This is a genomic window from Mesorhizobium australicum WSM2073 (assembly GCF_000230995.2).
Taxonomy (GTDB): domain Bacteria; phylum Pseudomonadota; class Alphaproteobacteria; order Rhizobiales; family Rhizobiaceae; genus Mesorhizobium; species Mesorhizobium australicum.
The window spans coordinates 2,403,150-2,427,814 of the sequence record NC_019973.1 but is presented as its reverse complement, the minus strand read 5'-3'; the positions used below and the strand labels follow the sequence as shown (position 1 = coordinate 2,427,814).

The window sequence follows — 24,665 nt, the reverse complement described above, 5'->3', positions numbered from 1 at the left end:
TCAACCGAGCAAGAATCTCCAGATCTTCCTTCTCAATACCCGAGAAGGCGAAATCAGCGATTGAATCGTTTAAATTGATATCGATCTTAGCTCCAAATCCTATCGTTAGTACATTGAAATAGCGATTGGCAGCTGCTAGGTGTCGGCGTAATTACTTGGAGCGTGTTTTCTCGAATCCTGTTGGTAGGCCATGAGCGGAAGGTCGCGCGTCGATACGACTAGTGCGGAAGATAAATCAATTGGTTTCGACTACCAGTACTATTATTTTCTAAATGAGCTGCTGAACCTAAAAATCGGCCAAGTTGTGGGCTTGGAGGTTTTAGATGACGTTCATATCGAGCGTCCAGACGGCACTAATCTACTTGTCCAGCTGAAGCACACAGTTCAGACGAGTGCACATGGCGCTCCTATCAACCTTACGACGTTGGACAGCGATCTTTGGAAATCGATTTCGAACTGGTGCAAATTGATCATCGACCCGGCGGATGGACGGGCGTCGGTGGATTCTCAGCTTGCATTTCTTAAAAAGACTAGCTTCCTGCTCGCATCCAACAAGTCAGAAAATGACAAAAATGCCTTTCTGATATCCATTGAAACCTTCAAGGCTAGCACCAAAAGTCATGCTGAGCTTGTCGCTGAGATCACGTTGCTCAAGGCGAAAAGCAAAGACCAGGTGATTCAAGGTTACATCGATGACGTGCTCTCACTCGACGCCGCCGTGTCAGAGAGCTTTTTTGAGCACCTGTCGTTCGCTTTGGGGAAGGACGAAATCATCAACCTATGCAGAGCGTCCATCGCCGAGAAGCAGATACACCAATCACGTATTGACGACGTTTTTCACGCCATCGACTCAGAGGTACGGCAAAATTCCTATGCCACCGTCAAGGCAGGGCAGAAAATCACGATCAGCTTTGACGAATTCACCCAGAAATACCGACGATATTTCGATAAAGCTCGGAGCGGCGGTCTGCTTTTCAGAAGATTTCCGCCTGTTTTGCCGGACAGTCTACTCGACCAGACGTTCATCAAGCAATTGGTGGATATCAATGACATCTCAGAGGATAACGTTGAGTTCCATACGAAGTTCACCACCAGGCGGTTGCACTTTCGCGATAATATGGAACGACTGATCCAAGACGGGGATATCACCCAATCCGATATTGACGATTTGGAGGAAGAGGCTTCCGTCATTTGGGAAGGCAAGTTCCTTCAGGCCTACTCAGCCCAACAGTCAACTGGTGATGAGGGCGCATCTGCCCGTGCGATTGTCGGAGATTTGCGGCAGAGAAAACTGACGCTTGCTTCGCAGGAGCTTCCGATACCCATGAGTCATGGCGGGTTCTACGATCTCTCTGATCGACCGGTGATTGGCTGGTTGAGCGACTGGAAAGACCGCTACAAGTGAAGTTCAGTTCATATTACAATAATCTCGGGATCAATGCGTTCGCGATCTCCTCTGTGCTGAAAGAGGCGGGATTTCTAACGATCCCCCAAATTGCGTTGATCTTGCCAGTTGTGGCGCATCGTCAGATGGTAACAAAGCTTGCCAACGGCCGATTCAGATTTGCAAGTTTTGAGCAGTATCTGATCGATAACATCGAATTCTTCTACAATTTTAATGAGCGATACCTTGCGTCGCTTACTCCGACCGTCAATGCCCTGCAATTTTTGTATGAGATGGGCGTGCTTCAATTGAAGGACGACGGTGCGGTGGTAGCGTCTGACTTACCCTTCGACGCATCAATGGGCAAACGCGCCGAGCGCGTTAAGCGCGCGTCATCAAACATAGCTGCCCTGATTTCTGGCAATGCTGAAATTTTCTACCTCAATGCGAGGATCGAGCTATGAAATTCTACATCGAAAGCCTGTACCTGTGGCTCAATACCGAACAAAGAAGGTCCGTTACGTTCTTGCCGAACAAGGTGAATGTGATCACCGGAGACAGCCACACTGGTAAAACCGCCATCCTGGATATCGTAGATTATTGCATGTTCGCGAGCAAGCATCGTATTTCTGAGAGCATTATCAACGAAAATGTCGCCTGGTACGGACTGCGTATTCATGTGAACGATAAGGTCTATACGCTGGCGAGACGCGCACCGGCAGGAAAGACCACATCGTCTGATTACTACTTCTCGTCAATAGGGGAGGTGCCGGACTCCGTGCCCATACCGAATATCAGCGAAAGCGTCTTGAAGAAGCAATTGAGCGCTGACTTCGGCATCGACCAAGACGTCAAAATTCCTTTTGGCGGGAGAACGTTGCAAACCGGCTCTAGGGTGTCGCTGCGATACTTCCTGCTCTTCAACACGATCTCTCAAGATATAATCACGCATAGCGATCAGTTTTTCGACAAGCAGAACGAGCCTCGTTACCAAGAGGCCTTACCGCGCATATTCGACATTGCTGTGGGGATCGACACGGTCGAGAACATACTGAAGCGAGAGAAGCGGACGGAGTTGGAGCGAAGCCTCGCCCGCCTTGAAAAACTGACCGCGAAAACGCAGGAAAAGCGCGATCAGTTTAACGCCCAATTGGCTGAAACCGTCGCGCGGGCGAAGGGGTATGGACTAGTCGCCGACAATACAGACGCGGATGCTTCAGTCACCGCGCTGAAGCGAATGGTGACGGAGCGGGAGAGTGGCCCCGATCTGTATGTGTCCGCGCAGTATGAGGAGATTTCTTCGCAGCTATACCGAGTTTCTCGAAAGATCAGGGGGCTTCGCAAATTCGCTTCGGAGTATGGAAATCATAAGGTGACCCTCAAGGAGACAGCGGATAGCCTCCAGCCCGTTGAATATCTGATGAGGAACTACGAGGAGACGGTTCGGACATCCGTATTCGACGACATCCTCAGGAACCTTTCCGAGGGTCTACAGCAGATTAAAGACGCTACTGCGAGAAAGACGCCGTTGGACAGCAACATCTCCGAAATTATCAAGGCATTGGAATCTCAGCGCGAGAAGCTCGAAAAAGACCTTCAAGCCCTTCCCGCCGAGATGGAGAGCTTCGAGACCGATAAAGATAAGTATATCTTCATCGGCGAAACGAAGGCCAAGCTTGAGTTGTACGGCGATCTAGAGTCAGAAAAGGTTACAGACAACAGCGAGTTGATCGCAAACCTGACAGCTGAAATCGAAGACCTCGCTGTGTCACCTGTCAACGATCGGCAAGAGCTGTTCACCAGCGCCCTTGATGAAGCAATCCAGGATTATATTTCTCTAACGAAGGCAGCGCTGGGGAACTATGGCGAATATCGTTCCGCCTTCAATTATTCGGAAAAGAAGCTTCATCTGCGCAAGCCCAGAACAGCATCGACCGAGAACGTGGGCAGCAGTTCCAACCACATGTTCCTTCACCTGTTTCTGTTCCTTGGCCTGCATGAACTAGTTATGCGGAACGACGGCATTCACGTGGCACCGTTCCTGATTATTGATCAGTTCTCGAGGCCTTACTGGGGCGAGGATGATCGGAAGGATGGGGAGGGCGAGAAGGACGTCGACCAAAGCGATGTCGCAAAGGTCAAGTTGGCACTGGAGCTTTTGGACCAGTTCATCTCCACCGCAAATGAAATGGGAAAAGAGTTCCAGATGATCGTCTTCGAGCACATAAATCCGCGATATTGGGACGGGCTCAAGAACGTGCACCTAGTTGAAATTTTCCGAGATGGAAACGCCCTGATCCCGGTTTCCAGGGCGGACTAGGGCGTATCGGGCGCGAACGCCTGCAAATGTCCGCAATTGATCTGAAATATCAGCAAGCCTATTCTGGTGGCCGTTTTTGGTGAGACCAGCGCTGCCGTCGACCGTAGGGAGGTCGGGAGCGGTATGGCTGCTAGCCCATGATCGCTCGCCAGAACCAATCAGTCCGCTCCCGGCCCCGAACGCGACGTCCCGAGTAGTGGGTCGTTGATCGCCAGCTCAGCGAAAACCCTCCGCCGACTTGCCTATGGATTGCGCTCCTGCCGGAATGCACCCCGTTCACACGTTGCTGCCAATTTACGCCGAACGAACTAGTCAGGCCGGTTCCGCTTGACGAGGGTTTTCTTATTTTAGCCCAACACGATCTCCTCGCTACGAATTGGCAACTAGGATGTGGCTTTTGCGCTTCGATACCAACTCGCCTGGATTGCCAGGACCGAGGCAGCGTCCATGAAGAGTGACGCAATCTCGTATGCCCCACGAGGGCTATCTCGTGAGGAAGCGGCTCGTTACATCGGTGTCGGATCGACGCTTTTTGACGAGATGGTCGCCGATGGTCGGATGCCCCAGCCCAAGCGCATCAACAGCCGCGCTGTCTGGGATCGTGTCGCACTGGATATTGCTTTCACCTCGTTGCCGGACAAAGATACCGGCCTTCAAGAGCTGTTGGAACGAAGCAAACGGGACGTTGAAAAACGATAATACGCTTGTTGCGTATACGCTGTAGACGTAGTACGCTGATAGCTCGTGCGGAAGGGATGACGTGAACGAGAATGAGAAACTTGCGCAAGAAGTCAAAGCCTGGCGGGCAAAGGGGGGGGTCACTGCCGAAGCCGCGGCCAAGGCGCTGGGAATACCAAAGCGCACCTTTGAAGGCATAGAGCAAGGCAGAGGGTTCCCCTACCCTCTGCTCCTGCGCGTTGCAATCGAAAGCAAAACCCTTTCGCTGCAAGCGATGCTGGAGAACTCCCCGCGAGCTGATCACCGGCGGAGAAAGTCTGGAAGGAACGTTGATGGCTAGGCCCTTTAAGGATGCGCGCTATCCTGGGATCTCTTCGCGTATCAAGAATGGCAAGCTAACTTACCGCTACCGTGCAAAAGGCATGCCTGAAATCCAACTTCCCGGTAAGCCAGGAGATCCCGAGTTCGAGGTGGCTTACGAGAATGCCACGCAGGGCCAACATAAGAATGCTGTTATTATCGATTTGCCCGGTCGGGCACTGCCAAAAACATTTGGCCATGCCGCGCGTCGACTTGAGACCACGATGGAGTGGCTGGATTTTGATGAAGCAACGCAGCGGAAGAATGCGCGACTGATCGAGCGCTTTCTCAGCCTGAAGGTCGATCCTGCCTATCCGCTGACGTGGCGCGAAACGCCAGTCGAACACCTCGACGCGGATCGGCTTCGCGCCATAATTGAAGGCATCTTCAGAACAAACCGTACGGTCGCCAAACACATGTTGGTGGCCATAAAGAAGCTTGTATGGGTCGCGACCGACATCGAAAAATGGATAAAGCCGCAGGACGATCCCTCGTTGTCCATCCGCGTGCGAGTGCCCAAATCGACCAAGAACCCGGCCTGGCCGATCGCGATGCGCGAAACGTTCGAGGAGCGACACCCCGTCGGGACAGCCGCACGCACCTGCTACGCACTCGGCTTCTGGCTTGGAAATCGTCGCGGCGATATCGCTGCGCTTGCGTGGGATGATCTTCTAACCGAAGAGATTGAACTGTTCGATGGCTCGCTGGTGCTAATCGAGGCCTTTGATTTCCGACAGAAGAAGAACCGCAACCGCCACGGCGGGCGCGAGATGTTCATCCCAGTCGTAGACAAGCTGGCGGCAGCGCTGGATCCGCTTGACCGCTCGAAGGGGGGAACCGTCTTGAAGAACGGCTATGGCAACCCGTTTTCAGAAAAGAGCCTGTCGGGCATGATGCAGCACTGGACGCGGCAGGCGGGAATTCCTAGCGGCTACACGCTCCATGGCCTGCGCCGCACCTTCGGCACTTACCTCGCTGAATGCAACATCCAAGCGCGGGCCATAATGGAGGCTATGGGCCATTCCTCCATGGCGGTAACGGATGACTACGTGCGCGAGGCCAACAAGAAGCGGATCGCAGTTGATATTGCCCGTGCCATCAACGAGCGCGAGGCCAAACGCGACGCGATGAAGCGGCGAGCAAACCTGCGCATCGTCAGATAATCAAATTGAGTCGGAACAAACCGGGACCGTGGTCTTTGCTTTGGGCCCATAATGGGCCCAAAACGTTTTGGGCCCAGGGCGATTTTTGTCAACAAAATCAACGGTTATGGTGGGCCCGGAGGGACTCGAACCCCCAACCAAGCGGTTATGAGCCGCCGGCTCTAACCATTGAGCTACAGGCCCCACGCGGGCTGGATTAATGTTTTTCGCATCGCGGCACAAGGCTTTCCCGGCGGGCTTTCGCAGATCGCCCAAATCAACCCATAATCGCGCTCTACGCGCCCCCCTGCGACTTGATCGCAGACCAAGGAGATTTTCATGACCAGACATCTTTTGCCCCTCGCGCTCGCCGCTGCAATCGCTTTTCCGGCGATGGCTGGAGCCACCGATCTGCCGACCCCGCCCCGCATCATCGTGTCCGGCGAGGGCGAAGCAACCGTGGCCCCCGATCTGGCGGTGCTGACGCTCAGCGTCATGCGCGAAGCCAAGACGGCGCGTGCCGCACTCGACGCCAACAATGATGCCATGGCCGCGGTGATCGCCGCGATGAAGGCCGCCGGCATCAAGGATCGCGACCTGCAGACCGCGGGCATCCAGATCACCCCCCGCTACAACTATACCAACAAGCCGGACGGCAGCCAGGAGGCCGAACTCGTCGCCTATCAGGTGACCAACACGCTCTCGGTGCGCGTGCGCGACGTCGACAAGACAGGCGAGATCCTCGACAAGGCGGTGTCGCTCGGCGTCAACCAGGGCGGCGGCATCGCCTTCACCAATGACAATCCGGCGGCCACCGTCACAGAGGCCCGAAAGAAAGCTGTCGCCGACGCCATGGCCAAGGCCAGGACGCTGGCCGAGGCGGCCGGGGTCAGCCTGGGCCGGGTGCTCGAGATCACCGATCAGAACATCAGGCCGGCGCCGATGCCGATCAACGCCAAGGCATTCGACGCCGCGGCCGGCGCGGCGCCGGTACAGGCCGGCGAGAACGCCTACAATGTCCAGGTCACCGTTACCTTCGAACTGAAGTAGGCGGCGCTGGACGCCGTGGCTGAGCATTGCTTGGCCACGGACCTGCTCAAGAGAGACCGCCGCGGGCATTAAAAACCCCGCGGAATCGCTCCCGCGGGGTTTCGGGCCACTTCTTTCCCTAGGGAAAGGGGCTCCAGACCTTCACAGAAGGTCCACGCCTGAGATTCTCAGCGGTTGATGACCGGGCAACCGCGCTCGTTGGCGAACACGATGACGACGCGGTCGCCGTACTGACGGCCCATCACCTTGACCACGCGGCGGTTGACATCGACGATGCGGGCACGGTGCAGCCCCATGCGCTCCGCCTTGTCGAGGGCGCGATCCGGCGAGCAGCCACGGCGCCAATCGTCGCGGCGCTCGTCCCGGCGGTGGCGATAGCCGTCGTCGCCGGCATAGACGCCGAAGCGCGGGTCCTGGTTGTTGCCGAAGCCAAGATAGAGGCTGTCGGCATGGGCGGGGATGGCCGCCAGCGTGCCGAGGCCGACCAGAGCCGAAAGCGCTGCCGTCTTGATGGTGGTGTACATGGTTCTCTCTCCTTGTTGCGGGCTTGCGCCCTCCTCGTGAAACCGATGGCGGGAGAATGCACCGGCCTGTCTGAACTATTTACGAACTGCCCGTTCATCCGCGGTTCATGTGGCGCCACACGGCAAAGCGCCGACCTTTCAAATCTCTCGCCGGCCAAATCCCTCGCCGGCACTCAACAATATCGCGCCAGGCGCCTCGCCCTCGCAGGGTTCCCGACAGGCAACTCCTGACGGTCTACCGCGCGCGTCAGGGCTCGTCGTCGAGCATAAAGTCAAAATAGTCTTCCGGCTCGGCCAGGTCGGTCTCGCTCGCCTTGACCCGGCCGCGCATGGAAATGCCGGCCTCGTGCACGGTCTCGGCACTGCCGGAAACCAACCGATGCCACCAGTAGAGGTCGCGGCCCTCGGCCACCAGCCGGTAGGCGCAGGTGCTGGGCAGCCAGCTGATGGTGCGCACATTCTGCGGCGTCAGGCCGACGCAGTCGGGAACGCGCGCCAGCCGGTTGGCATAGTCCGCACAGCGGCAGCTCTCGGCGTCGAACAGCCGGCAGCCGACGCTGGTCCAGTAGATTTCACCGGTGTCCTCGTCCTCGAGCTTGGACAGGCAGCACTTGCCGCAGCCGTCGCAGAGCGATTCCCACTCGGTGGGGCTCATCTCTTCCAGCGTCTTGGTCTTCCAGAACGGGGTTTCCATTTCCGGCATGTGGCCCCAGCCGCCGCCAAGGTCAAGCGCGGCGACAGCCGGAATGAGGCTGCAAAGGGGGCTGAATGACATGAAGTTGCCTTCAAAAGGTCGGCCAATAGCCCTGTACAGCCCCTAACGATGGGCAACTGGAACCAATTTCGTTAAAAGCGGTTTCGGCAAGGATGGGACCCCACAAGGAGAATTTCGATGAAACGCCAACCACGGATTCTGGCAGGCACAGCCCTTGGCCTGTTGATGGCATCCGCGCCGTTAGGCGCGTCCCCGCTTCAGGGGACAGCCGCGTTCGGCCCCATGCAACGCGGGGGGACACCGCTGATCATCCTGGCGCAGGACACCCCCACCGACCAGGGACAGGGCGACGAGGAACAGCCGCGCAAGAAGAAGCGCGAGCAGCAACAGCAGACCGAGACCGCTCCGGCCGCGCAGCAGCCCGCCCCCGCGGCTGAAGAGCAGCAGCCGCGCAGGAAGAAGCGCGACCAGCAGCAGCAGGCCGAGCAGGCGCCCGCCGGCGAGGCCGCGCCCGCAACCGACGAGCAGCAGCCGCGCAGGAAGAAGCGCGACCAGCAGCAGCAGACCGAGCAGGCGCCCGCCGGCGAGGCCGCGCCTGCCAACGACAACCAGCCGACCAAGCCTGGCAGGAAACACAAGCTGGACCAGCAGAAAGAGGCGCCGGCCGCCGTGCCGGAGACCGCTCCGACACCGAAGCAGGCTCCTGCCGGCGAAGCGACGCCGAAGGTTGAATCCCCTCCCGCCGGCGAGCAGGTTCCCGCCCAGGGCGAGCAATCCCAAGACAAGACGAAGAAGCACGGCAGGAAACCGGCTGGCGAACAGCCGGCGAATGGCGAGCAGCCCGCGACCGGCGAACAGCCGCCGACCGGTAGGCAGCCCACCACCGGCGAACAGCCGGCGACGGGAGAGCAGCCCGCCACCGGTGGGGCCGCTACCAATGGGAAGGCCGCGCCTGTCCAGGGCGAAAACCCGGTTCAGGGCGAAGCCCCCGCCGACAAGAATGCCGCCCCCATCCTCGACAGCCAGAAGGATGCCAGGCGCAAGGGTCGCGGCGAGAACGGCCAGGACGGCGGGAACCCAGCCACCCAGCCCGCCAACCAGAATGGCGAACAGCAGAACGGCGGGCAGCAGAATGGTGGGCAGAACGCCCAGCAGGGCGGTGACCAGGGCCGGAAGCCGGTAGTGGCGCCGGTGGATCAGGGTCCGCCTCCAACCGACGACAGGGCCGCCCAGGAGGCGATCAAGACGGAAAAAATCGTCCCGGTGACGCAGGAGAAGGGCAAGCGGCTCGAGCGCGCGCCTGACGAGGACATCCGTGACCGCCGCCGGCCCAAGGGCGTCGACGTGCTCAAGGAAATCGGCGACCGGGTGATCGTCCAGTTCAACGACCAGACGTTCGTCCAGAGCAACGATCGCCCGCGCCTGACCCGCGGCGCCAAGGATGTCTACTACGAGGACCTGCCGCAAGGCCGCACGCGCGAGACGGTCGAGCGCGACAATGGCTTCCGGATCGTCACCATACGCAACCGCTACGGCGACATCCTGCAGCGGTCGCGCATCGCGCCCGACGGTCGCGAATATGTGCTGAGCTATGTCGACGAGCGCAGCTACCAGGACGAAGATGACTGGCGCGATCCCGGCGATGACCTGCCGCCGATGCGGCTGACCATCCCGCGCCGGGACTACATCCTCGATTCCGAGGATGTCGAAAGTCCCGACGACTACTACACCTTCCTCGAACAGCCGCCGGTGGAGAAAGTGCAGCGTCTGTATTCGATCAACGAGGTCAAGCGTTCGGCCCGCGTGCGTGACATTGCACGGCGGATCGACCTCGACACGCTGAATTTCGAATTCGGCTCGTCCTCGATCTCCGACACCGAGGTACAGAAGCTCCAGGGTGTCGCCGACGCCATGGAGAAGCTGTTGAAAAAGAACCCGGCCGAGACCTTCCTGATCGAGGGCCACACCGACGCCGTCGGCACGCCCGAGGCAAACCTTGCTCTGTCGGACCGTCGCGCCGAAGCGGTCGCCGAAGCGCTGACCAACGCCTTCGGCATCCCGCCCGAGAACCTGACGACACAGGGCTATGGCGAGGAGTATCTGAAGGTCGACACCTCGGCGCCCAACCGCGAGAACCGGCGCGTCGCCATCCGCCGCATCACCTCGCTCGTGGCGCCGGTGGCGAGCAACAACTGACCTGCGTTTCCAGCCACTTGCAGTGGTTTCTGGAACGAGGTCGGCAACAAGGTCCCATCCCGGTCAACCGGGATGGGACGAACTGCCGACGGCACGGCCCGGGTCAACAAGAATTGTACAGGCCTTGGAGCCGGCTCATTGAATCACCGGGCTTCGCACCCCAGATTCCTGACTGGGCGTTCCCTGCCCCGTCCCGACTCCAGCGGGACGCATTGAGCCCCGCCGGCCCTCTCCGGCGGGGTTTTTTGCTTCAGGTCCACCTAGCAAACGGTGGCCTGCCGGCCGAAATACGCGCTCAACGGGACGAGGCGAATTGATGCCTGCGGAAGAAACCGGCGATCAGAGGCTTGAGCGGCTTCGTCGGGCAATCGACGAGGGCGGCCAGTAAGGTGAACCGGAGCCGTTCGATGTCGAGTCATTTTTTGAAAGCAAGCGGCGGCGGCAGGATCGCCTTCAGTAGATGTTCCTGATCTTGCTGTCCGTCCTGGCAAACACCTCATCCGGCACAAAAAAATCTCCGGCCAGCGGTCCGGTTGCGTCAGGCGCATAGACCGAGAAATCGCTGACGCCCTCGGCGCGCAGCACCTCTTCGTCGATATAGAAATTGCCTGATGCCTCGCGCGACGGCCGCATGAAGATCGCGTGCGCGGCGTCGGCCATGATGTCCGGCGACCGGCTCATCGCCGCGACCGTCGCTCCGCCCAGAAGGTTGCGCACCGCGGCCGTGTCGATGGTCGAGATCGGCCACAGCGAATTGACCGCGATGCCATCCCTGGTGAATTCCGCGCTCATGCCCAGCGTGCACATCGACATGCCGAACTTGGCCATGGTGTAGGCGACATGGTTCTTGAACCATTTGGCCTTCATGTCGAGCGGCGGCGCCAGATTCAGGATGTGAGGGTTTTTCGCCAACTTCAGGTGTGGAATGCACATTTTGGACACGAGGAAGGTGCCGCGCGTGTTGATCTGATGCATCAGATCGTAGCGCTTCATGTCGGTTTCCAGCGTGCCGGTAAGCTGGATGGCGCTGGCATTGTTGACACAGATATCGATGCCGCCGAATTTCTCGACGGTTCTGCCGACCGCCTCGGCAACCTGCGCCTCCTCGCGGATGTCGCATAGCACCGGCAGTGCCTTGCCGCCGGCCTGCTCGATCTCTTCTGCGGCGCTGTAGATCGTTCCCGGCAGCTTCGGATGCGGCTCCGCCGTCTTGGCGGCGATCGTCACATTGGCGCCGTCGCGCGCGGCGCGCAGCGCGATCGCCAGCCCGATGCCACGTGACCCGCCGGAGATGAACAGCGTCTTTCCCTTGAGCGACATTTTTCCTCCGCCTGGATTGTCTTGTGTCGCGATCCTTGCGCGCGCCAGAGCGGGATACAAGAGCTTGTGGTGCGACGCGATGGTGACGTAGCGGAGGGTACCGTGCCTTGTCGGCTGCAAACGACGTGGCGCCGAAACCGATTTGGCGTATGATTCCATACCGGATGGCAGATCACCAAATGGCTTTGTTCATCAAGAATGTCGAAGTGGAGCGGTTGGCCCGAGAACTTGCCAAGAGCCGTGGTGTGCCGGTGACCGAAGCGATCCGGCAGAGCCTCGAAAACGAAACTGCTCGCGAACACCTGACTTCTCAGCAAAACGAGTCTGACCTGATCGCGAGGCTGATGGAAATTTCAGAGCAAGCAGGCCGGAATACCTGATCGGGACCGCCCAATGACCGAAGACGAAGTACTCGGTTACGATGAACTCGAAATACCGAGCAGCTGACGGATACTTCGTCCGCACCGTCGCGCCGCCCCTCATTGCCCTGCCGGGCATTTCTCCCCGTATAGTGACGGGGAGAAAGACGCTCTCATCGCGGACTTCGCCAATCATCACCTTTGCAAGGGGAGCGCCGAGGTCGCGGCAACTCCCTTCTCCCTGTCACTATACGGGGAGAAGGTGCCGGTAGGCGGATGAGGGGCAGCGCCAATCTCTGAAGATAATCGTCAGACTTGCCCGACATCCACTCCTAAACCAGAACCAGCCCCTGCCGCATCGCGATCGCGATGGCGTCCGTACGATTGGCGGCACCGAGCTTGATCAGGATCGCGGCGACATGGAACTTCGCCGTGTGGACGGAGATGTTGAGCCGCCGCGCGATCACCTTGTTGGGCGCCCCTTCGGCCAGCAGCGCCAGCACTTCCGCCTCGCGCGGCGACAGCGCTGGCCGGGTGGCGGCGCCATCGTCGACCGTTTCCTCGCCGAACAACCCGCTATGGCTTCCATCCCCATTGGCCGCATCACCGCGGTCGAAATCCTCATGCCTATCCGGCATCGAACGCCCTTCGCCGGACACCCGGTAGCCGGCGGCGGCCAGCCTGACGGCAGCGGCGATCAAAGCTGCATCCGCGGCCAACGGCAGCACCGCAAAAACCTGGCCTTGCGGCCGGCCCGCGCGGTCCGAAAGCAGTACCTTTGGGGTCGTGCTGCCGCCGACGCCGGCTCGATCGACAGAGGCCGCGCTGTTGGCGACGGCGTCATCGACGATGGCGACATCGGCGACCCCGCCGCCGGCCACGACCGGCAGCAGATCGTCGGCCATGGCAAGCGAAGCGGACAAGCGCTCGGCACGCACGGCATCGCGCAGTGCGATCAGCACCACGAGCTGGCGTTCGCCGCGCGCCACGTCAGGCCTTGTCAGCGTGTCGCTTTCCATCCGTCCTCTCAGCTCAGCGGCTTTTCGCCGATCGTCAGCACGACGTCGCGCTGTTCGCCGCCGCGCACGACACCCAGCTTCACCGAAGCACCGGCGCTGTCGGGCCCGAGCCGGCGGATCAGATCTCGCGGACCATGCACGGCCTCGCTGTTCCACGCCACGATGATGTCGCCGAGCGAGAGGCCAGCGGCCTTGGCCGGGCCATTGTCGTCGAGGCTCATCACCATTGCGCCACGCGCGTCGCGGTCGCGCACCGGATGTAGGCCGGCGCCGAGGTAACCACGTGCGACATGCCCCTTTTCGCGAAGCGTCGCCACCGCGCGTTCGATCGTCTCATAGGGCATGACCAGCGCGCGGCCACGCGGGCCGAACAGAAGCATGCCGATCAGCGCGCCCTTGGCGTCCAGCACCGGGCCACCCTCGAAGCGGCCGCCGGCACCGACAGCCAGGTTGATGCGCCGGTCGATGGTGCCGCCGCGCATCGAGCGCCAGGCCGGGCCGACTTCGCCGACCGAGCCCGACACGGCCAGCACGGAGCCCTGGCTGCTGCCGATGGCTATGGCGATATTGCCTGGCCGAACGGGGCTGGCTCTATCGAGGACAGGCGCGCTGGCCGCATCCGCGGGCTTCAGCAGGGCGACACCCGTCGAAGGATCGCGGCCGACCAGTTCGGCCTTCGCCGTCTCGCCGGAGGCCAGTGTCAGTCCGATCTCCTCGCCGGCCTCGACGGCTTCCTCGGCGGTGACGAAATAGCCGTCGCCCCAATGGAAGGCGCTCGCCGTGCGGTGATGATGCGTGGCGAAGCTTGCCGTTGCCGGCGTCGCCTTGTCGGCAATATCGGCGATGGCATCGGAAAATGCATTCAGATTGAAGTCGCTCATGATGATCTCCTGGGTTTTCTCATGCCCCAGATATCGCTCGGCAGTACGCCAGGAGGTACTCGCCTGACGGCTAGTTGCGGGTTCGACTGGCCATCTGGTCAGGTCGCGGCGGTTCCGGCCGCTCCGCACATATAGTCACGATCAAGCCTGAAAACACGGAGCCCCTCATGGCCCTCGCCGCGCCAAAATTCCAACCGGACGAGACATTGCTCGACGCCTATTCGACGACGGTTGCCGACGCGGTCGACCGCATCGGCCCGGCTGTCTGCCGCATCGAGCGCATCGGGGGGCCGGGTGGCCATGGCTCGGGCTTCGTCATCGCGCCCGACGGGCTGGTCGTCACCAATTTCCATGTCGTGGGTGACGCCAGGACGGTACGCGTCTCGATGCCGGACGGCGCCTCCAGCGAAGGCCGCGTGCTCGGCCGCGACCCCGACACCGACATCGCCCTCGTGCGCGCTGACGGCAGCTTCGCCGACGTGGCGCCGCTAGGCGATTCCAAGCGGCTGCGGCGCGGCCAGATCGCGATTGCCATCGGCAATCCGCTGGGCTTCGAATGGACCGTCACCTCGGGCGTCGTCTCGGCGCTCGGCCGCTCGATGCGGGCTTCGACCGGCAGGCTGATAGACGACGTCATCCAGACCGACGCCGCGCTCAACCCCGGCAATTCCGGTGGTCCGCTGGTCTCGTCGGCCGGCGAGGTTATCGGCGTCAACACCGCCATGATCCATGGCGCGCAAGGCATCGCCTTCGCCGTCGCCTCCAACACCGCGAACTTTGTCATTTCCGAGATCATCCGCTTCGGCCGCGTGCGCCGCGCCTTCATTGGCGTCTCCGCCGACACGGTAAACCTGCCGCGGCGCGCGGCTCTCTTGTCGCAGGTCTCGACCAGCACGGCGGTACGGCTGCGCAGCGTCGAGAAGGACGGCCCGGCGGCCAGCGCGGGTCTCAGGGAAGGCGACATCATCGCCGCAATAGACGGGCGCCCTGTGACCGGCGTCGACGACCTCGTGCGCATGCTCGACGCCGAGCGCATCGGCCGCGAGACGCTGTGCACCGTGGTGCGCCGCACCGGCGTCAGCCAGGTGACGGTGACGCCGGTGGCACGGGCGAGCTGAGGCTGCCGTTCAAGCCCCCGCGGCGCCTTCCGCATACCGCGCCAGGAACTCCTCGCTGGGCGGGATCGGCTTGATGACGTCGATCAGCACGCCGTTGGGATCCTTGGTGATGAAATGGCGCTGGCCGAAAGGCTCGTCACGCAGCGTTCGCAGGATAGGCAGGCCGGCAGCAAGGATCCGGTCATGGATCGCATCGGGATCGCGGACCTCGAAATTGATCAGCAGCCCGGAAGTCCGCCCCCGCCCCTCCTCGGGAATCGTCTCGTGGTCGCCCTGGACGATGCCGAGATTGACGTGCTTGTTGTCCACCGACTGCAGATGCACGTACCAGTCGCTCTCAAACAACGGCCGGAAACCGAAATGCCTGACATAGAAGGCCGCCGTGCCGGCGACATCGCCGGTCATCAGCACCGGATAGTAGCTCGTCGTCTTCATCTTTCCTTCTCCCGTCAACTAACATACAGTCTGCATGTAAATTGAATTAACATACAGGCTGCATGTATGCAACAGGAATCCGCGCGTCGTTCCAACCGCGATCGCACCGAGACGACGCGGGCCGACCTGATCGCGGCGGCGCGCAAACTGTTCACGGAAAAATCCTATGCCGAGACCGGCACGCCGGAGATCGTCGCCGCAGCAGGCGTGACGCGCGGCGCGCTCTACCACCATTTCGCCGACAAGCAGGCGCTTTTCGCCGCCGTGGTCGAACAGGAAGCCGCGGCGGTGGCGCGAGAGATTGACCGCGCCTCCCCGCCTTCGCTCAGCGCCCGCGATGCGCTGATTGCCAGTTCCGATGCCTACCTCACGGCCATGCGCGCGCCCGGCCGCACGAGGCTCTTGCTGCTCGACGGCCCCGCCGTGCTCGGCCGCACCGCCATGGACGCCATCGACAACCGCCACGGCAACCGCTCGCTGCGCGAGGGCCTTGTCGCGGCGATGCGGACGCAGTCGATGAAAAGATTGCCGCCCGAAGCGCTGACCGCGCTGCTTGCCGCCGCCTTCGACCGCGCGGCGCTCGCCATCGAGGCCGGTGCGTCGGGCGAAGACTACCGTGCCGTGCTGACGGCGCTGATAGACGGACTGTCGCGCGCCTGAAGTGCCCCCGCGAATGTATCGTGCAGTCATCGCCCGGGTGCGGGGCGACGATGTCGCCATGCGTAAACTTGTCGCCGGCTGCCACTGCCCGACCAGGACATCACGATTGCCGCAAGCCGCGGCTAGTCCGTCCAGCGCCGGAACAATGCGCTGGCGTTCACGCCGCCAAAGCCGAAGCCATTGGAAATCGCGTAATCCATCTCCATCGGCCGGGCGTGGTTTGCGACGAAGTCGATCCCGTCGCTTGCCGGATCGGGGGCGCTCAGATTGAGGGTTGGCGGTGCGACCTGGTCCCTGAGCGCCAGGACCGTGAAGATCGCCCCAAGCCCGCCGGCGGCGCCAAGCAGGTGGCCGGTCGCCGACTTCGTTGCGCTGACGGCTATGCCGAAATCTTCTCCGAAGACCCTTTTGATCGCGGCGATTTCCCCCAAGTCGCCGACTGGCGTGGAGGTCGCGTGCGCGTTGAGGTGGCGGACCTCCCGTGCCGAAATACCGGCTTGGGCAATCGCGATCTCCATGGCCCGGCGCGCACCGTCGCCATCCTCGGGGCCGGAGGTGATGTGATAAGCGTCCGCCGTCGTGCCGTAGCCGACCAGTTCGGCGAGCGGTTTGGCGCCGCGCGCAAGCGCGTGGCTCAATGCCTCGATGACCAGGATGCCGGCGCCTTCGCCCATGACGAAGCCGTCGCGCGACATGTCGAACGGGCGGGAGGCCTCCTCAGGACGATGATTGAAGGATGTAGAAAGAGAGCGTGCCGCGGCAAAGCCGCCGAGGCTGACCGTATTGATGCAGGCTTCCGTTCCGCCGCAGACCGCGATGTCGGCCTCGTTGGCGCGGATAAGACGCGCCGCATCGCCGATCGCCTGGATGCCGGCCGCGCAGGCCGTCACCGGAGCGCCGAGCGGACCCTTGAACCCATATCGGATCGAAATCTGTCCCGCCGCCATGTTCACCAGGAACGACGGCACCGTGAACGGTGAGAGACGCCGAACACCGCGCAGGTCGACGGTTCGCACCGCTTCGGTTATCGCGGGAAATCCTCCGACACCCGACGCGATGATCGTCGCGGTGCGGGTCCTGTCATCGTCCGAGACCGGGTTCCACCTGGCCTGGGCAACCGCCTCTTCCGCAGCCGCCAGCGCAAAGACAATGAAGCGGTCGGCCTTGCGCTGGTCCTTCGGCGCCAGGACGATGTCTGGATCGAAGCCAACTTCGGGGTCTTCCAGCAAGGAAGGAACCATTCCACCGACCTTCGCCGGCAGGTCTCGCACCATGTCGTCCGGAAGCTTTCGAAGCCCCGAACGGCCGGCCAGCAGGCGCGACCATGACGCTTCGACATTGGCCGCGAGCGGCGTGACCGCTCCCATGCCCGTAACAACGATCCGTCGCATCTATTCTCCTATCACTTGGCCAGCGCGTGCGGCTTTCAAGCCGCGACGGCTTTGCGAACCTGAGCGGTGGCGGCACTCAGAAAAGCCTTCGCGAGATCGGGATCATTGACGGCGCGCGAGAGGACGACCGCGCCGACCATTGTCGAGAGAACGGCCATGGCTTTACCGCCGGGCGCATCGCCGTCCGCCTCGCCAACCCATGAGCCCAGCATCTCGAGGTATTCTCGGATGCCGGCCTCAAATGATGCCTTCACCTCGGCGCCTTGCCTGGCAGCATCCGAGCCAAGCGCAACCACCGGGCAGCCGTCCATCCTTTCCTCGCGATGCCCCGTGCTGAGATAGAAGTCGATCACGGCGCCAAGCGGATCCTCAGGGCTCGCCGCGGCCGCCGTCGACCATCGGTTCGCAGCGCTTTCCAATGCCCGTCTGGACGCCTGCGCGACCAAGTCGTCCTTGGACGCGAACTGCTTGTAGAACCCGCCTTGGGTCAGCCCGGCGCCCTCCATCAAATCCTTGACGCCGATGCCATCGAATCCGCGCTCCCGAAAAAGCCGGCTCGCTACATCGATCACGGTTTGCCGGTTCTGCTCAGCTTGGCTGCGAGTCACACGCATCATTCGTCTCCTTTTTTGATTGCGTTCATAATCTATATCAGTTATAGAGTACGAATGCAATCTATTTTCACAGAAGGCGATGGGCATGAAAAAGAAACTCATTATTGGGCTGGGGAGCGTTCTGGTCGCGGGGTTTGGGGTGGCTGCATTCGTCACGCTTCCCATTCGCACACAGGCAGCCGCCGTCGTGGCTGACCCGAGGCAGGAAGCACCGATCGTCAGACTCGTGACGGCAGTGGCGGTGACAGGATCCGAACGCGGCTTCACGGGTACAATTGCCGCGAGGGTGCAGAGCAATCTTGGGTTTCGCGTACCCGGCAAGATCATCGAGCGCCTTGTAAATGTCGGCGAACAGGTCAAGGCGGGCCAACCGCTGCTGCGGATCGATGATACCGATCTTGCCCTTGCCCTCACCGCCAAGCGCAACGCTGTCGCGGCTGCGCGCGCTGTCCTGGTTCAGACCAGTGCGGACGAGAAGCGCTATGCGGTTCTGGTCAAGAAGGAGTTGGCCGCAACCCCGCAGCGTTACGAGCAGGCGAAGGCAGCACTCGATACCGCGACTGCACAGCTTGCCGCCACCGAAGCGGAAGCGAAGGTCGCGGAAAACGAGGCGGCCTATTCCGTCCTGGACGCGAACGCCGACGGAACCGTCGTCGAAACGCTTGGCGAGCCAGGACAGGTTGTCGCCGCGGGACAGACCGTGGTTCGGATCGCGAACGCCGGCCCCCGTGAGGCGGTGGTCACGCTTCCCGAAACGATCCGGCCGGCGATCGGCTCGGTAGCCGAGGCGGGCTTGTATGGGGGCGATGGGCGGCATTTTACGGCGCATCTCCGGCAGTTGTCGGACGCTGCCGATCCCCAGACTCGTACCTATGAGGCCCGTTATGTGCTCGATGGTGAGGCCGCGGCAGCACCGCTTGGCTCGACGGTAACCATCCGGCTTGCAAGCCAGGCAAGTCAAACGGAAGTCCAGGTGCCGCTCGGAGCCGTGCTGGACGACGGTCAGAAGACCGGCGTTTGGAGTTTGGACGGCGCAACCTCGACCGTACACTTTCGGCCCGTCAAGCTTGTTCGTGTAACCAGCGAAACCGCCGTGATCTCCGGGCTGAGCTCGGGCGATTCGATCGTTTCGCTCGGTGCTCATCTCCTGCAGGAAGGCGCTCGCGTCAGGACTGCCTCTGAAAACAGGAGCAACTGATGAGCCTCAATTTTTCCGCGATCGCCGTTCGCGAGCGAGCCGTCACCCTTTTCTTCATCATTCTGCTCGTCGCCGCCGGCGCCTACGCTTTCCTCATGCTTGGACGTGCGGAGGATCCCAACTTCACCATCAAGACCCTGACGGTCACGACCGTATGGCCGGGCGCGACGGCGCGCGAGATGCAGGACCTCGTCGCCGAACCGTTGGAGAAGCGACTTCAGGAGTTGACCTGGTACGACCGTGTGGAGACGACGACACGGCCAGGCTATGCCTATTTGACGGTCACACTGAAGGACAGCACACCGCCATCCAGCGTGCAGGAGGAATTTTACCAGGCCCGCAAGAAGCTCGGGGATGAAGCCCGCAACCTGCCGCCCGGCGTGCTCGGCCCCTTTGTCAACGACGAATATTCCGATGTGAGTTTCGCTCTTTACGCCCTTAAGGCGAAGGGCTTGCCCATGCGGGAACTCGCCAGGCAGGCCGAGACCATTCGCCAGGACCTTCTGCATGTGCCCGGCGTCAAGAAGATCAACATCCTCGGCGAACGTCCCGAACAGATATTCGTCGAGTTTTCCTATGCCAAGCTGGCAACCCTCGGCGTGTCGGCGCAGGATATCGTCGCTGCCCTGCAGCGGCAGAACACCGTCACACCGGCGGGCTCGATCGACACAGAGGGGCCGCAGGTCTTCATCCGCGTCGACGGCGCCTATGACAGTGTCCAGACGATCGCCGACACGCCGATCGTCGCCGCGGGACGGACGTTGAAGCTCTCCGACATCGCCGTGGTCCGGCGCGGCTACGAGGATCCTGCCACCTACGTCATCCGTCACCAGGGTGAGCCGACCATCATGCTCGCGGCGGTGATGCAGGAGGGCTGGAATGGTCTTGAACTCGGCAAGGCACTGGAGGAGAGGTCAGCAGCGATCGCACAGACGCTGCCTCTCGGAATGACGCTGGCCAAAGTGAGCGATCAGGCCGTCAACATCGGCTCGTCGGTCAACGAGTTCATGATCAAATTCGCGATGGCGCTTGGCGTGGTGCTGCTGGTGAGCCTGCTCAGCCTCGGCTGGCGCGTCGGCATCGTCGTGGCGGCCGCCGTCCCGCTGACGCTCGCCGTCGTGTTTCTCATCATGCTGGAAACCGGCCGGTTCTTCGACCGCATCACGCTCGGTGCCCTCATCCTGGCGCTGGGCCTCCTCGTCGACGACGCCATCATCGCCATCGAGGTGATGGTGGTGAAAATGGAAGAGGGCATGGATCGCATCAAGGCGGCGGCCTATGCATGGAGCCACACCGCGGCGCCGATGCTGTCGGGCACGCTGGTGACGATCGCGGGGTTCCTGCCGGTGGGCTTCGCGCGCTCGACGGCCGGCGAATACGCCGGCAACATCTTCTGGGTCGTGGGGTTCGCCCTCATCGTCTCCTGGGTCGTCGCGGTTTTCTTCACCCCTTATATGGGCGTCAAGATGCTGCCCGCGATCAAACCGGTCGAAGGCGGCGTTCACGCCATATACGACACACCGAACTATCGGCGCCTCCGCCGGCTCATCACCTTTGCCGTGCGCCACAAGTTCGTGACCTGCGCTGCCGTCGGCATCGTCTTCGCGCTTTCGGTTGTCGGCATGAGCGGTCTCAAGCAGCAGTTCTTCCCGACATCCGACCGTCCCGAAGTGCTGGTCGAGGTTCGCCTGCCGGAGGGCACCAGCATCGAGACGACGACCGCCACGGTCGAGAAACTGGAACACTGGCTTGGCGGCCAGCCCGAGGCCAAGATCGTCACGAGCTATGTCGGTCAGGGCGCTCCCCGCTTCTTCTTCGCCATGGCGCCCGAATTGCCTGATCCCGCCTTCGCCAAGATCGTCGTCCTGACACCGGACGCGGACGCGCGCGAGGCCTTGAAGCACAGGCTCCGTGAAGCGGTTGCGACAGGGCTTGCCCCTGAAGCGAACATCCGCATTACGCAACTCGTGTTCGGACCTTACACGCCGTTCCCGGTCGAGTTCCGGGTCATGGGGCCAGACCCGCGGCAATTGTACATCATCTCCGAAAAAGCCCTCGACATCATGCGCGGCGTACCGGACGTGCGGCAGGCCAATCGCGACTGGGGCAATCGCACGCCGGTACTGCGCTTCATCCCGGATCAGGACCGATTGAACCTTATCGGCCTGTCGCCGGCGGAAGTGGCCCAGCAGCTCCAGTTCCTCCTCACCGGCATCCCGGTCACGCAGGTCCGCGAGGACATCCGCAACGTCCCCATCGTGGCCCGCAGCGCCGGCGGCGAGCGACTGGATCCATCGCGTCTGGCGGATTTCTCGCTGATGAGCCGGGAGGGCGGCCAGATTCCACTCGACCAGATCGGTCACTCCGAAGTCCGTCTGGAAGAACCGATCCTGAAACGCCGCGATCGCACACCCGTCATCACGATCCGCTCGGACATCAATGAGGCGACCCAGCCTCCAGAGGTTTCCAAGCAGATCATGACGGCCCTTCAGCCGCTGATTCAATCCCTGCCTGCCGGCTATCGCATCGAAATGGGCGGATCGATCGAGGAGGCAACCAAGGCCAACACAGCGCTGGGCAAGGTCTTTCCGGCCATGCTCGCCGCCATGCTGATCGTCATCATACTGCAGGTGCGATCCTTCTCGACGATGGCGATGGTCATGCTGACGGCACCTCTCGGTCTCGTTGGCGTCGTACCGATGTTGCTGGCCTTCAACCAGCCTTTCGGATTCAACGCCATCCTGGGCCTGATAGGCCTGGCGGGTATCCTGATGCGCAATACGCTGATCCTGACCGAACAGATCAAGGAGAACCGTGCCGCCGGTCTTGACGACTATCAGGCGGTCATCGAGGCCACGGTGCAACGCACAAGGCCGGTGATCCTGACCGCACTTGCCGCCGTTCTGGCTTTCATCCCCCTCACGCACTCCGTCTTCTGGGGATCGATGGCGTTCACGCTGATCGGCGGCACGGCTGCCGGCACGGTGCTGATCCTGCTGTTCCTCCCTGCACTCTACGTAGCGTGGTTCCGGATCAAGCCGGCCACGGATGAGGTCCAGGAGAATTCAACGGAGGAACCGGAAGTGCCGGCAGCAATGGCGGCCGAGTAGGGCTCCGTTGTCGCAGGAGACGGTTCGAATTCTTGCCCGTTGGCTCTGCCTGGACACGGGGCCAACGGCACGAACTTGCCGCTTACAGACGATCGTCCACGCGAGTCCGGCCGGTTCGCTTCATCAATTCTGGAGACATGCATGAACCGTCCAGTTCGAACACGAACTGCTCCCGACGAGATGCGCGCGCGCATCCTGGCTGTGGCGGACGAGCAGTTTCGCCGCCTCGGCACCCATAAGACATCGGTGGCTGATATCGCCTCCGAACTCGGCATGAGCACGGCAAACGTCTATCGTTTCTTCCCCTCCAAGGGTGCGATCATCGAGTCCGTCTGCGGGCGGGTCGTCAACGAGGTCGCCGGGATCGCCTCTGCGATCGCATGCACGAGCGCGCCGGCCCCGGAGAAACTCGACCAACTCCTGACCGCGATGCACCATCACAGCAAGACCACACTGGTCAAGGAAAGGCGCATGCACGAGATGGTTGTCGCCGCCATGCAAAACAACTGCGCGATCATCAAGGCGCATACCGAGCGGGTGGTAACGATCCTCGAAGCGATTATCCGCGAGGGCATCCAAACACGGGAATTCAAGGTCGAAGATCCAGTGGAAGCAGCGCGCGCGGTCAAGACCGCCTTCACGCCGTTTTTCCACCCGATTCTGATCGAGCACCGCCTTCGACACGGCGAAGATGACGAAGCTGGCCTGCGCGAGCAGATTCGCTTTATCCTGAAAGGTCTGGGAAAGTCCGACTGAGGCGCGTGCCGTTGGTCCGGCAGGGCTTGGCGATGGAAGGCGACCAGAAGATGGAGGTCGACACATTGGTTTCGCGACGCCCAGCAAAGTGGAAGGACATTATCGCGACCGGCTGTGAAGCGTGGAGTTCCCCAACAGTCTCCGAAAGGCAGGTGATCGTGTCCTTGTACGCAGCGGAGAATGCAATGGCGAGGCAACCGAAACCGTCCAATCCCGTTATGGCTGGCTCACCCACCTTGCGGGCTCACATTTGGGATGGACACATGAAAAGGACCTATGAAAAACCGACACTGCGCAAATGCGGAAAATTGACCGCCCGTACGGCGCAGCTCGTGGTTTCCGGGGTGACGCAGATCGAATGATTTTCGGCTGAGTTCCAGGATTCAGCCGCCGGCGTTCGCATCACCGTCGGTGTCCGGCTCCTCTTCGGGCACCTCGCCCGGCTCGAACTCGTTGAAGCAGCCGAGCCCGCGCTTGAACCGGTCGATCAGCCAGGCCGCCGCCGGCTTTGGACTGCGATCGTTGCGGTGCATGGCAAACAGGGGCGAACTCACTTCCTTGTAGGGTTCGAGGTCGAGTTCCACCAGGCGGCCGCTGGCCAGGTCGTCGGCGATCAGCCAGCGCGGCAGCCCGCCCCAGCCGAGCCCCTCGCGCATCAGTATGTGCTTGGTGCGCATGTCGGTCAGTCGCCACGTGCGGTAGGCGAAGACGCCGTAATCGCGTCCCTTGGTGCGCTCGGACTGGTCGATCACGACAAGCTGCGTATGCTCGCGCACATCCTCGAGCGCCACCGGCTTCGGCAGCAGGGCCAGCGGATGATTGGGCGCTGCCGCCGGCACCAGCGACATGAAGCCGATGCGCACGAGATGCACGTCGACATCGCCTAGCAGGCCGCCAATGCCGAGATCGGCCTGTCCGCTGACGACAAGATCGGGGATGAGACCGAGCGTGCCGATATACAGGCGCAGCATCACGGTCGGAAACCGCGCCTCGAATGCCTTGAGCACCCGCACCAGCACGGGGGAAGGCAATGATACGTCCACCGCCAGCGCCACCTCGGCCTCCAGCCCGTGATGGTGCCCGTCGACGCGCGAGCGCATGCGCTGCAGCACGCCAATCATGCGCCGCGCGTCTTCCAGCATCGCCCGGCCGATCTCGGTCAGTTGCGGCTCGCGCGTGCCCTCGCGCTCGAAAAGCTTCAGCCCGAGCTGCGCCTCGAGATTGGCGATACCGTAGCTGATGACGGATTGCGCGCGGTTGAGCTTGCGGCCGGCTGCCGAGAAACTGCCGGTATCGGCAACGGCGACAAGGATTTGGAGCTGGTCGAGGGTCGGGTTGGGCTGCATCGTTGTATCTACTTTATGGATGGATCGTATCGAAAATATACCAGTTTATCTGATTGGTCGATGCCCCATATATGGCGGGACAATTCATC

General features: G+C 61.5%; 23 protein-coding genes and 1 tRNA gene. 14 read left to right on the top strand and 10 right to left on the bottom strand.

Translation table 11 applies throughout. The annotated features are described in order from the left end of the window. The first annotated feature begins 190 nt into the window (after nt 1-190). From MESAU_RS11695 to MESAU_RS11675, 6 genes are all read left to right on the top strand, one after another. Nucleotides 191-1,405 carry a hypothetical protein gene (locus tag MESAU_RS11695; RefSeq protein ID WP_013530180.1) on the top strand — a complete coding sequence of 405 codons (1,215 nt, stop codon included), beginning with the start codon at nt 191-193 and terminating at the stop codon, nt 1,403-1,405. Beyond that, on the top strand, nt 1,402-1,848 hold the full coding sequence (locus MESAU_RS11690; protein WP_013530179.1) for a three component ABC system middle component: 447 nt from the start codon (nt 1,402-1,404) through the stop codon (nt 1,846-1,848). The genes MESAU_RS11695 and MESAU_RS11690 overlap by 4 nt, the downstream gene beginning before the upstream one ends. Further along, on the top strand, nt 1,845-3,704 hold the full coding sequence (locus MESAU_RS11685) for a DUF3732 domain-containing protein (protein ID WP_013530178.1): 1,860 nt from the start codon (nt 1,845-1,847) through the stop codon (nt 3,702-3,704). Before MESAU_RS11690 ends, MESAU_RS11685 begins: the two co-directional genes overlap by 4 nt. A 447-nt stretch (nt 3,705-4,151) precedes the next feature. Further along, entirely contained in the window at nt 4,152-4,403 is a 252-nt protein-coding gene (locus MESAU_RS11680) for a helix-turn-helix transcriptional regulator (RefSeq protein WP_013530177.1), read from the top strand. Between the two features lie 61 nt (nt 4,404-4,464). Beyond that, nucleotides 4,465-4,722: a helix-turn-helix domain-containing protein gene (locus MESAU_RS30040; RefSeq protein WP_081285649.1), complete on the top strand. Its 258-nt coding sequence runs from the start codon at nt 4,465-4,467 to the stop codon at nt 4,720-4,722. Next, entirely contained in the window at nt 4,715-5,905 is a 1,191-nt protein-coding gene (locus MESAU_RS11675) for a site-specific integrase (RefSeq protein ID WP_013530176.1), read from the top strand. The genes MESAU_RS30040 and MESAU_RS11675 overlap by 8 nt, the downstream gene beginning before the upstream one ends. A 107-nt stretch (nt 5,906-6,012) precedes the next feature. Here MESAU_RS11675 and MESAU_RS11670 read toward each other — a convergent pair. Further along, a tRNA-Ile gene (locus MESAU_RS11670) sits at nt 6,013-6,088 on the bottom strand. A 135-nt stretch (nt 6,089-6,223) separates the two neighbouring features. Here MESAU_RS11670 and MESAU_RS11665 point away from each other — a divergent pair. Then, nucleotides 6,224-6,934 (top strand): SIMPL domain-containing protein, encoded by a 711-nt coding sequence (locus MESAU_RS11665; RefSeq protein WP_015316249.1) that lies wholly within the window; start codon nt 6,224-6,226, stop codon nt 6,932-6,934. Between the two features lie 167 nt (nt 6,935-7,101). Here the strand turns inward: MESAU_RS11665 and MESAU_RS11660 are convergent, their stop codons facing one another. Continuing rightward, nucleotides 7,102-7,458: a hypothetical protein gene (locus tag MESAU_RS11660; RefSeq protein ID WP_015316248.1), complete on the bottom strand. Its 357-nt coding sequence runs from the start codon at nt 7,456-7,458 to the stop codon at nt 7,102-7,104. A 247-nt stretch (nt 7,459-7,705) separates the two neighbouring features. Next, the gene (locus tag MESAU_RS11655; RefSeq protein ID WP_041163697.1) at nt 7,706-8,152 is read right to left on the bottom strand and encodes a YcgN family cysteine cluster protein; all 447 of its coding nucleotides are present in this window, start codon (nt 8,150-8,152) and stop codon (nt 7,706-7,708) included. A 198-nt stretch (nt 8,153-8,350) separates the two neighbouring features. Here MESAU_RS11655 and MESAU_RS11650 point away from each other — a divergent pair, with 198 nt between their 5' ends. Then, complete coding sequence (locus MESAU_RS11650; protein ID WP_015316246.1) at nt 8,351-10,369, top strand: OmpA family protein; 2,019 nt, start codon at nt 8,351-8,353, stop codon at nt 10,367-10,369. Nucleotides 10,370-10,822: 453 nt separating this feature from the next. Here MESAU_RS11650 and MESAU_RS11645 read toward each other — a convergent pair whose 3' ends face one another. Further along, complete coding sequence (locus tag MESAU_RS11645) at nt 10,823-11,689, bottom strand: SDR family oxidoreductase (protein WP_015316245.1); 867 nt, start codon at nt 11,687-11,689, stop codon at nt 10,823-10,825. A 179-nt stretch (nt 11,690-11,868) separates the two neighbouring features. On the opposite strand from MESAU_RS11645, the gene MESAU_RS11640 reads away from it, so the two are divergent. Next, nucleotides 11,869-12,069 (top strand): type II toxin-antitoxin system VapB family antitoxin, encoded by a 201-nt coding sequence (locus tag MESAU_RS11640; protein WP_157163630.1) that lies wholly within the window; start codon nt 11,869-11,871, stop codon nt 12,067-12,069. 311 nt (nt 12,070-12,380) lie between these two features. On the opposite strand, the gene MESAU_RS11635 is transcribed toward MESAU_RS11640, so the two are convergent. Beyond that, the gene (locus MESAU_RS11635) at nt 12,381-13,067 is read right to left on the bottom strand and encodes a response regulator transcription factor (protein WP_015316243.1); all 687 of its coding nucleotides are present in this window, start codon (nt 13,065-13,067) and stop codon (nt 12,381-12,383) included. Between the two features lie 8 nt (nt 13,068-13,075). Beyond that, on the bottom strand, nt 13,076-13,948 hold the full coding sequence (locus MESAU_RS11630; RefSeq protein WP_015316242.1) for a S1C family serine protease: 873 nt from the start codon (nt 13,946-13,948) through the stop codon (nt 13,076-13,078). Nucleotides 13,949-14,115: 167 nt separating this feature from the next. On the opposite strand from MESAU_RS11630, the gene MESAU_RS11625 reads away from it, so the two are divergent. Continuing rightward, nucleotides 14,116-15,066, top strand: coding sequence for a S1C family serine protease (locus tag MESAU_RS11625; RefSeq protein WP_015316241.1), 951 nt, complete (start codon nt 14,116-14,118; stop codon nt 15,064-15,066). Between the two features lie 9 nt (nt 15,067-15,075). Here the strand turns inward: MESAU_RS11625 and MESAU_RS11620 are convergent, their stop codons facing one another. After that, on the bottom strand, nt 15,076-15,501 hold the full coding sequence (locus MESAU_RS11620; protein ID WP_015316240.1) for a VOC family protein: 426 nt from the start codon (nt 15,499-15,501) through the stop codon (nt 15,076-15,078). A gap of 66 nt (nt 15,502-15,567) precedes the next feature. On the opposite strand from MESAU_RS11620, the gene MESAU_RS11615 reads away from it, so the two are divergent. After that, nucleotides 15,568-16,161, top strand: coding sequence for a TetR/AcrR family transcriptional regulator (locus tag MESAU_RS11615; RefSeq protein WP_015316239.1), 594 nt, complete (start codon nt 15,568-15,570; stop codon nt 16,159-16,161). Between the two features lie 122 nt (nt 16,162-16,283). Here the strand turns inward: MESAU_RS11615 and fabF are convergent, their stop codons facing one another. Together fabF and MESAU_RS11605 are read right to left on the bottom strand one after the other, a co-directional pair. After that, a complete protein-coding gene (gene fabF / locus MESAU_RS11610; protein WP_015316238.1) occupies nt 16,284-17,552 on the bottom strand; it encodes a beta-ketoacyl-ACP synthase II in 1,269 nt (422 codons plus the stop codon). 35 nt (nt 17,553-17,587) lie between these two features. Continuing rightward, complete coding sequence (locus tag MESAU_RS11605) at nt 17,588-18,166, bottom strand: TetR/AcrR family transcriptional regulator (protein ID WP_015316237.1); 579 nt, start codon at nt 18,164-18,166, stop codon at nt 17,588-17,590. Nucleotides 18,167-18,251: 85 nt separating this feature from the next. Between MESAU_RS11605 and MESAU_RS11600 the strand changes: the two genes are divergently transcribed. The 3 genes from MESAU_RS11600 (at nt 18,252) to MESAU_RS11590 (ending at nt 23,230) form a co-directional block, all read left to right on the top strand. Then, a complete protein-coding gene (locus MESAU_RS11600) occupies nt 18,252-19,364 on the top strand; it encodes an efflux RND transporter periplasmic adaptor subunit (RefSeq protein WP_015316236.1) in 1,113 nt (370 codons plus the stop codon). Beyond that, nucleotides 19,364-22,474 (top strand): efflux RND transporter permease subunit, encoded by a 3,111-nt coding sequence (locus MESAU_RS11595; RefSeq protein WP_015316235.1) that lies wholly within the window; start codon nt 19,364-19,366, stop codon nt 22,472-22,474. Before MESAU_RS11600 ends, MESAU_RS11595 begins: the two co-directional genes overlap by 1 nt. A 141-nt stretch (nt 22,475-22,615) precedes the next feature. Continuing rightward, nucleotides 22,616-23,230 (top strand): TetR/AcrR family transcriptional regulator, encoded by a 615-nt coding sequence (locus MESAU_RS11590; protein ID WP_015316234.1) that lies wholly within the window; start codon nt 22,616-22,618, stop codon nt 23,228-23,230. Between the two features lie 383 nt (nt 23,231-23,613). Here the strand turns inward: MESAU_RS11590 and MESAU_RS11580 are convergent, their stop codons facing one another. Continuing rightward, a complete protein-coding gene (locus MESAU_RS11580) occupies nt 23,614-24,576 on the bottom strand; it encodes a LysR family transcriptional regulator (protein ID WP_015316232.1) in 963 nt (320 codons plus the stop codon). Nucleotides 24,577-24,665 lie beyond the last annotated feature (89 nt).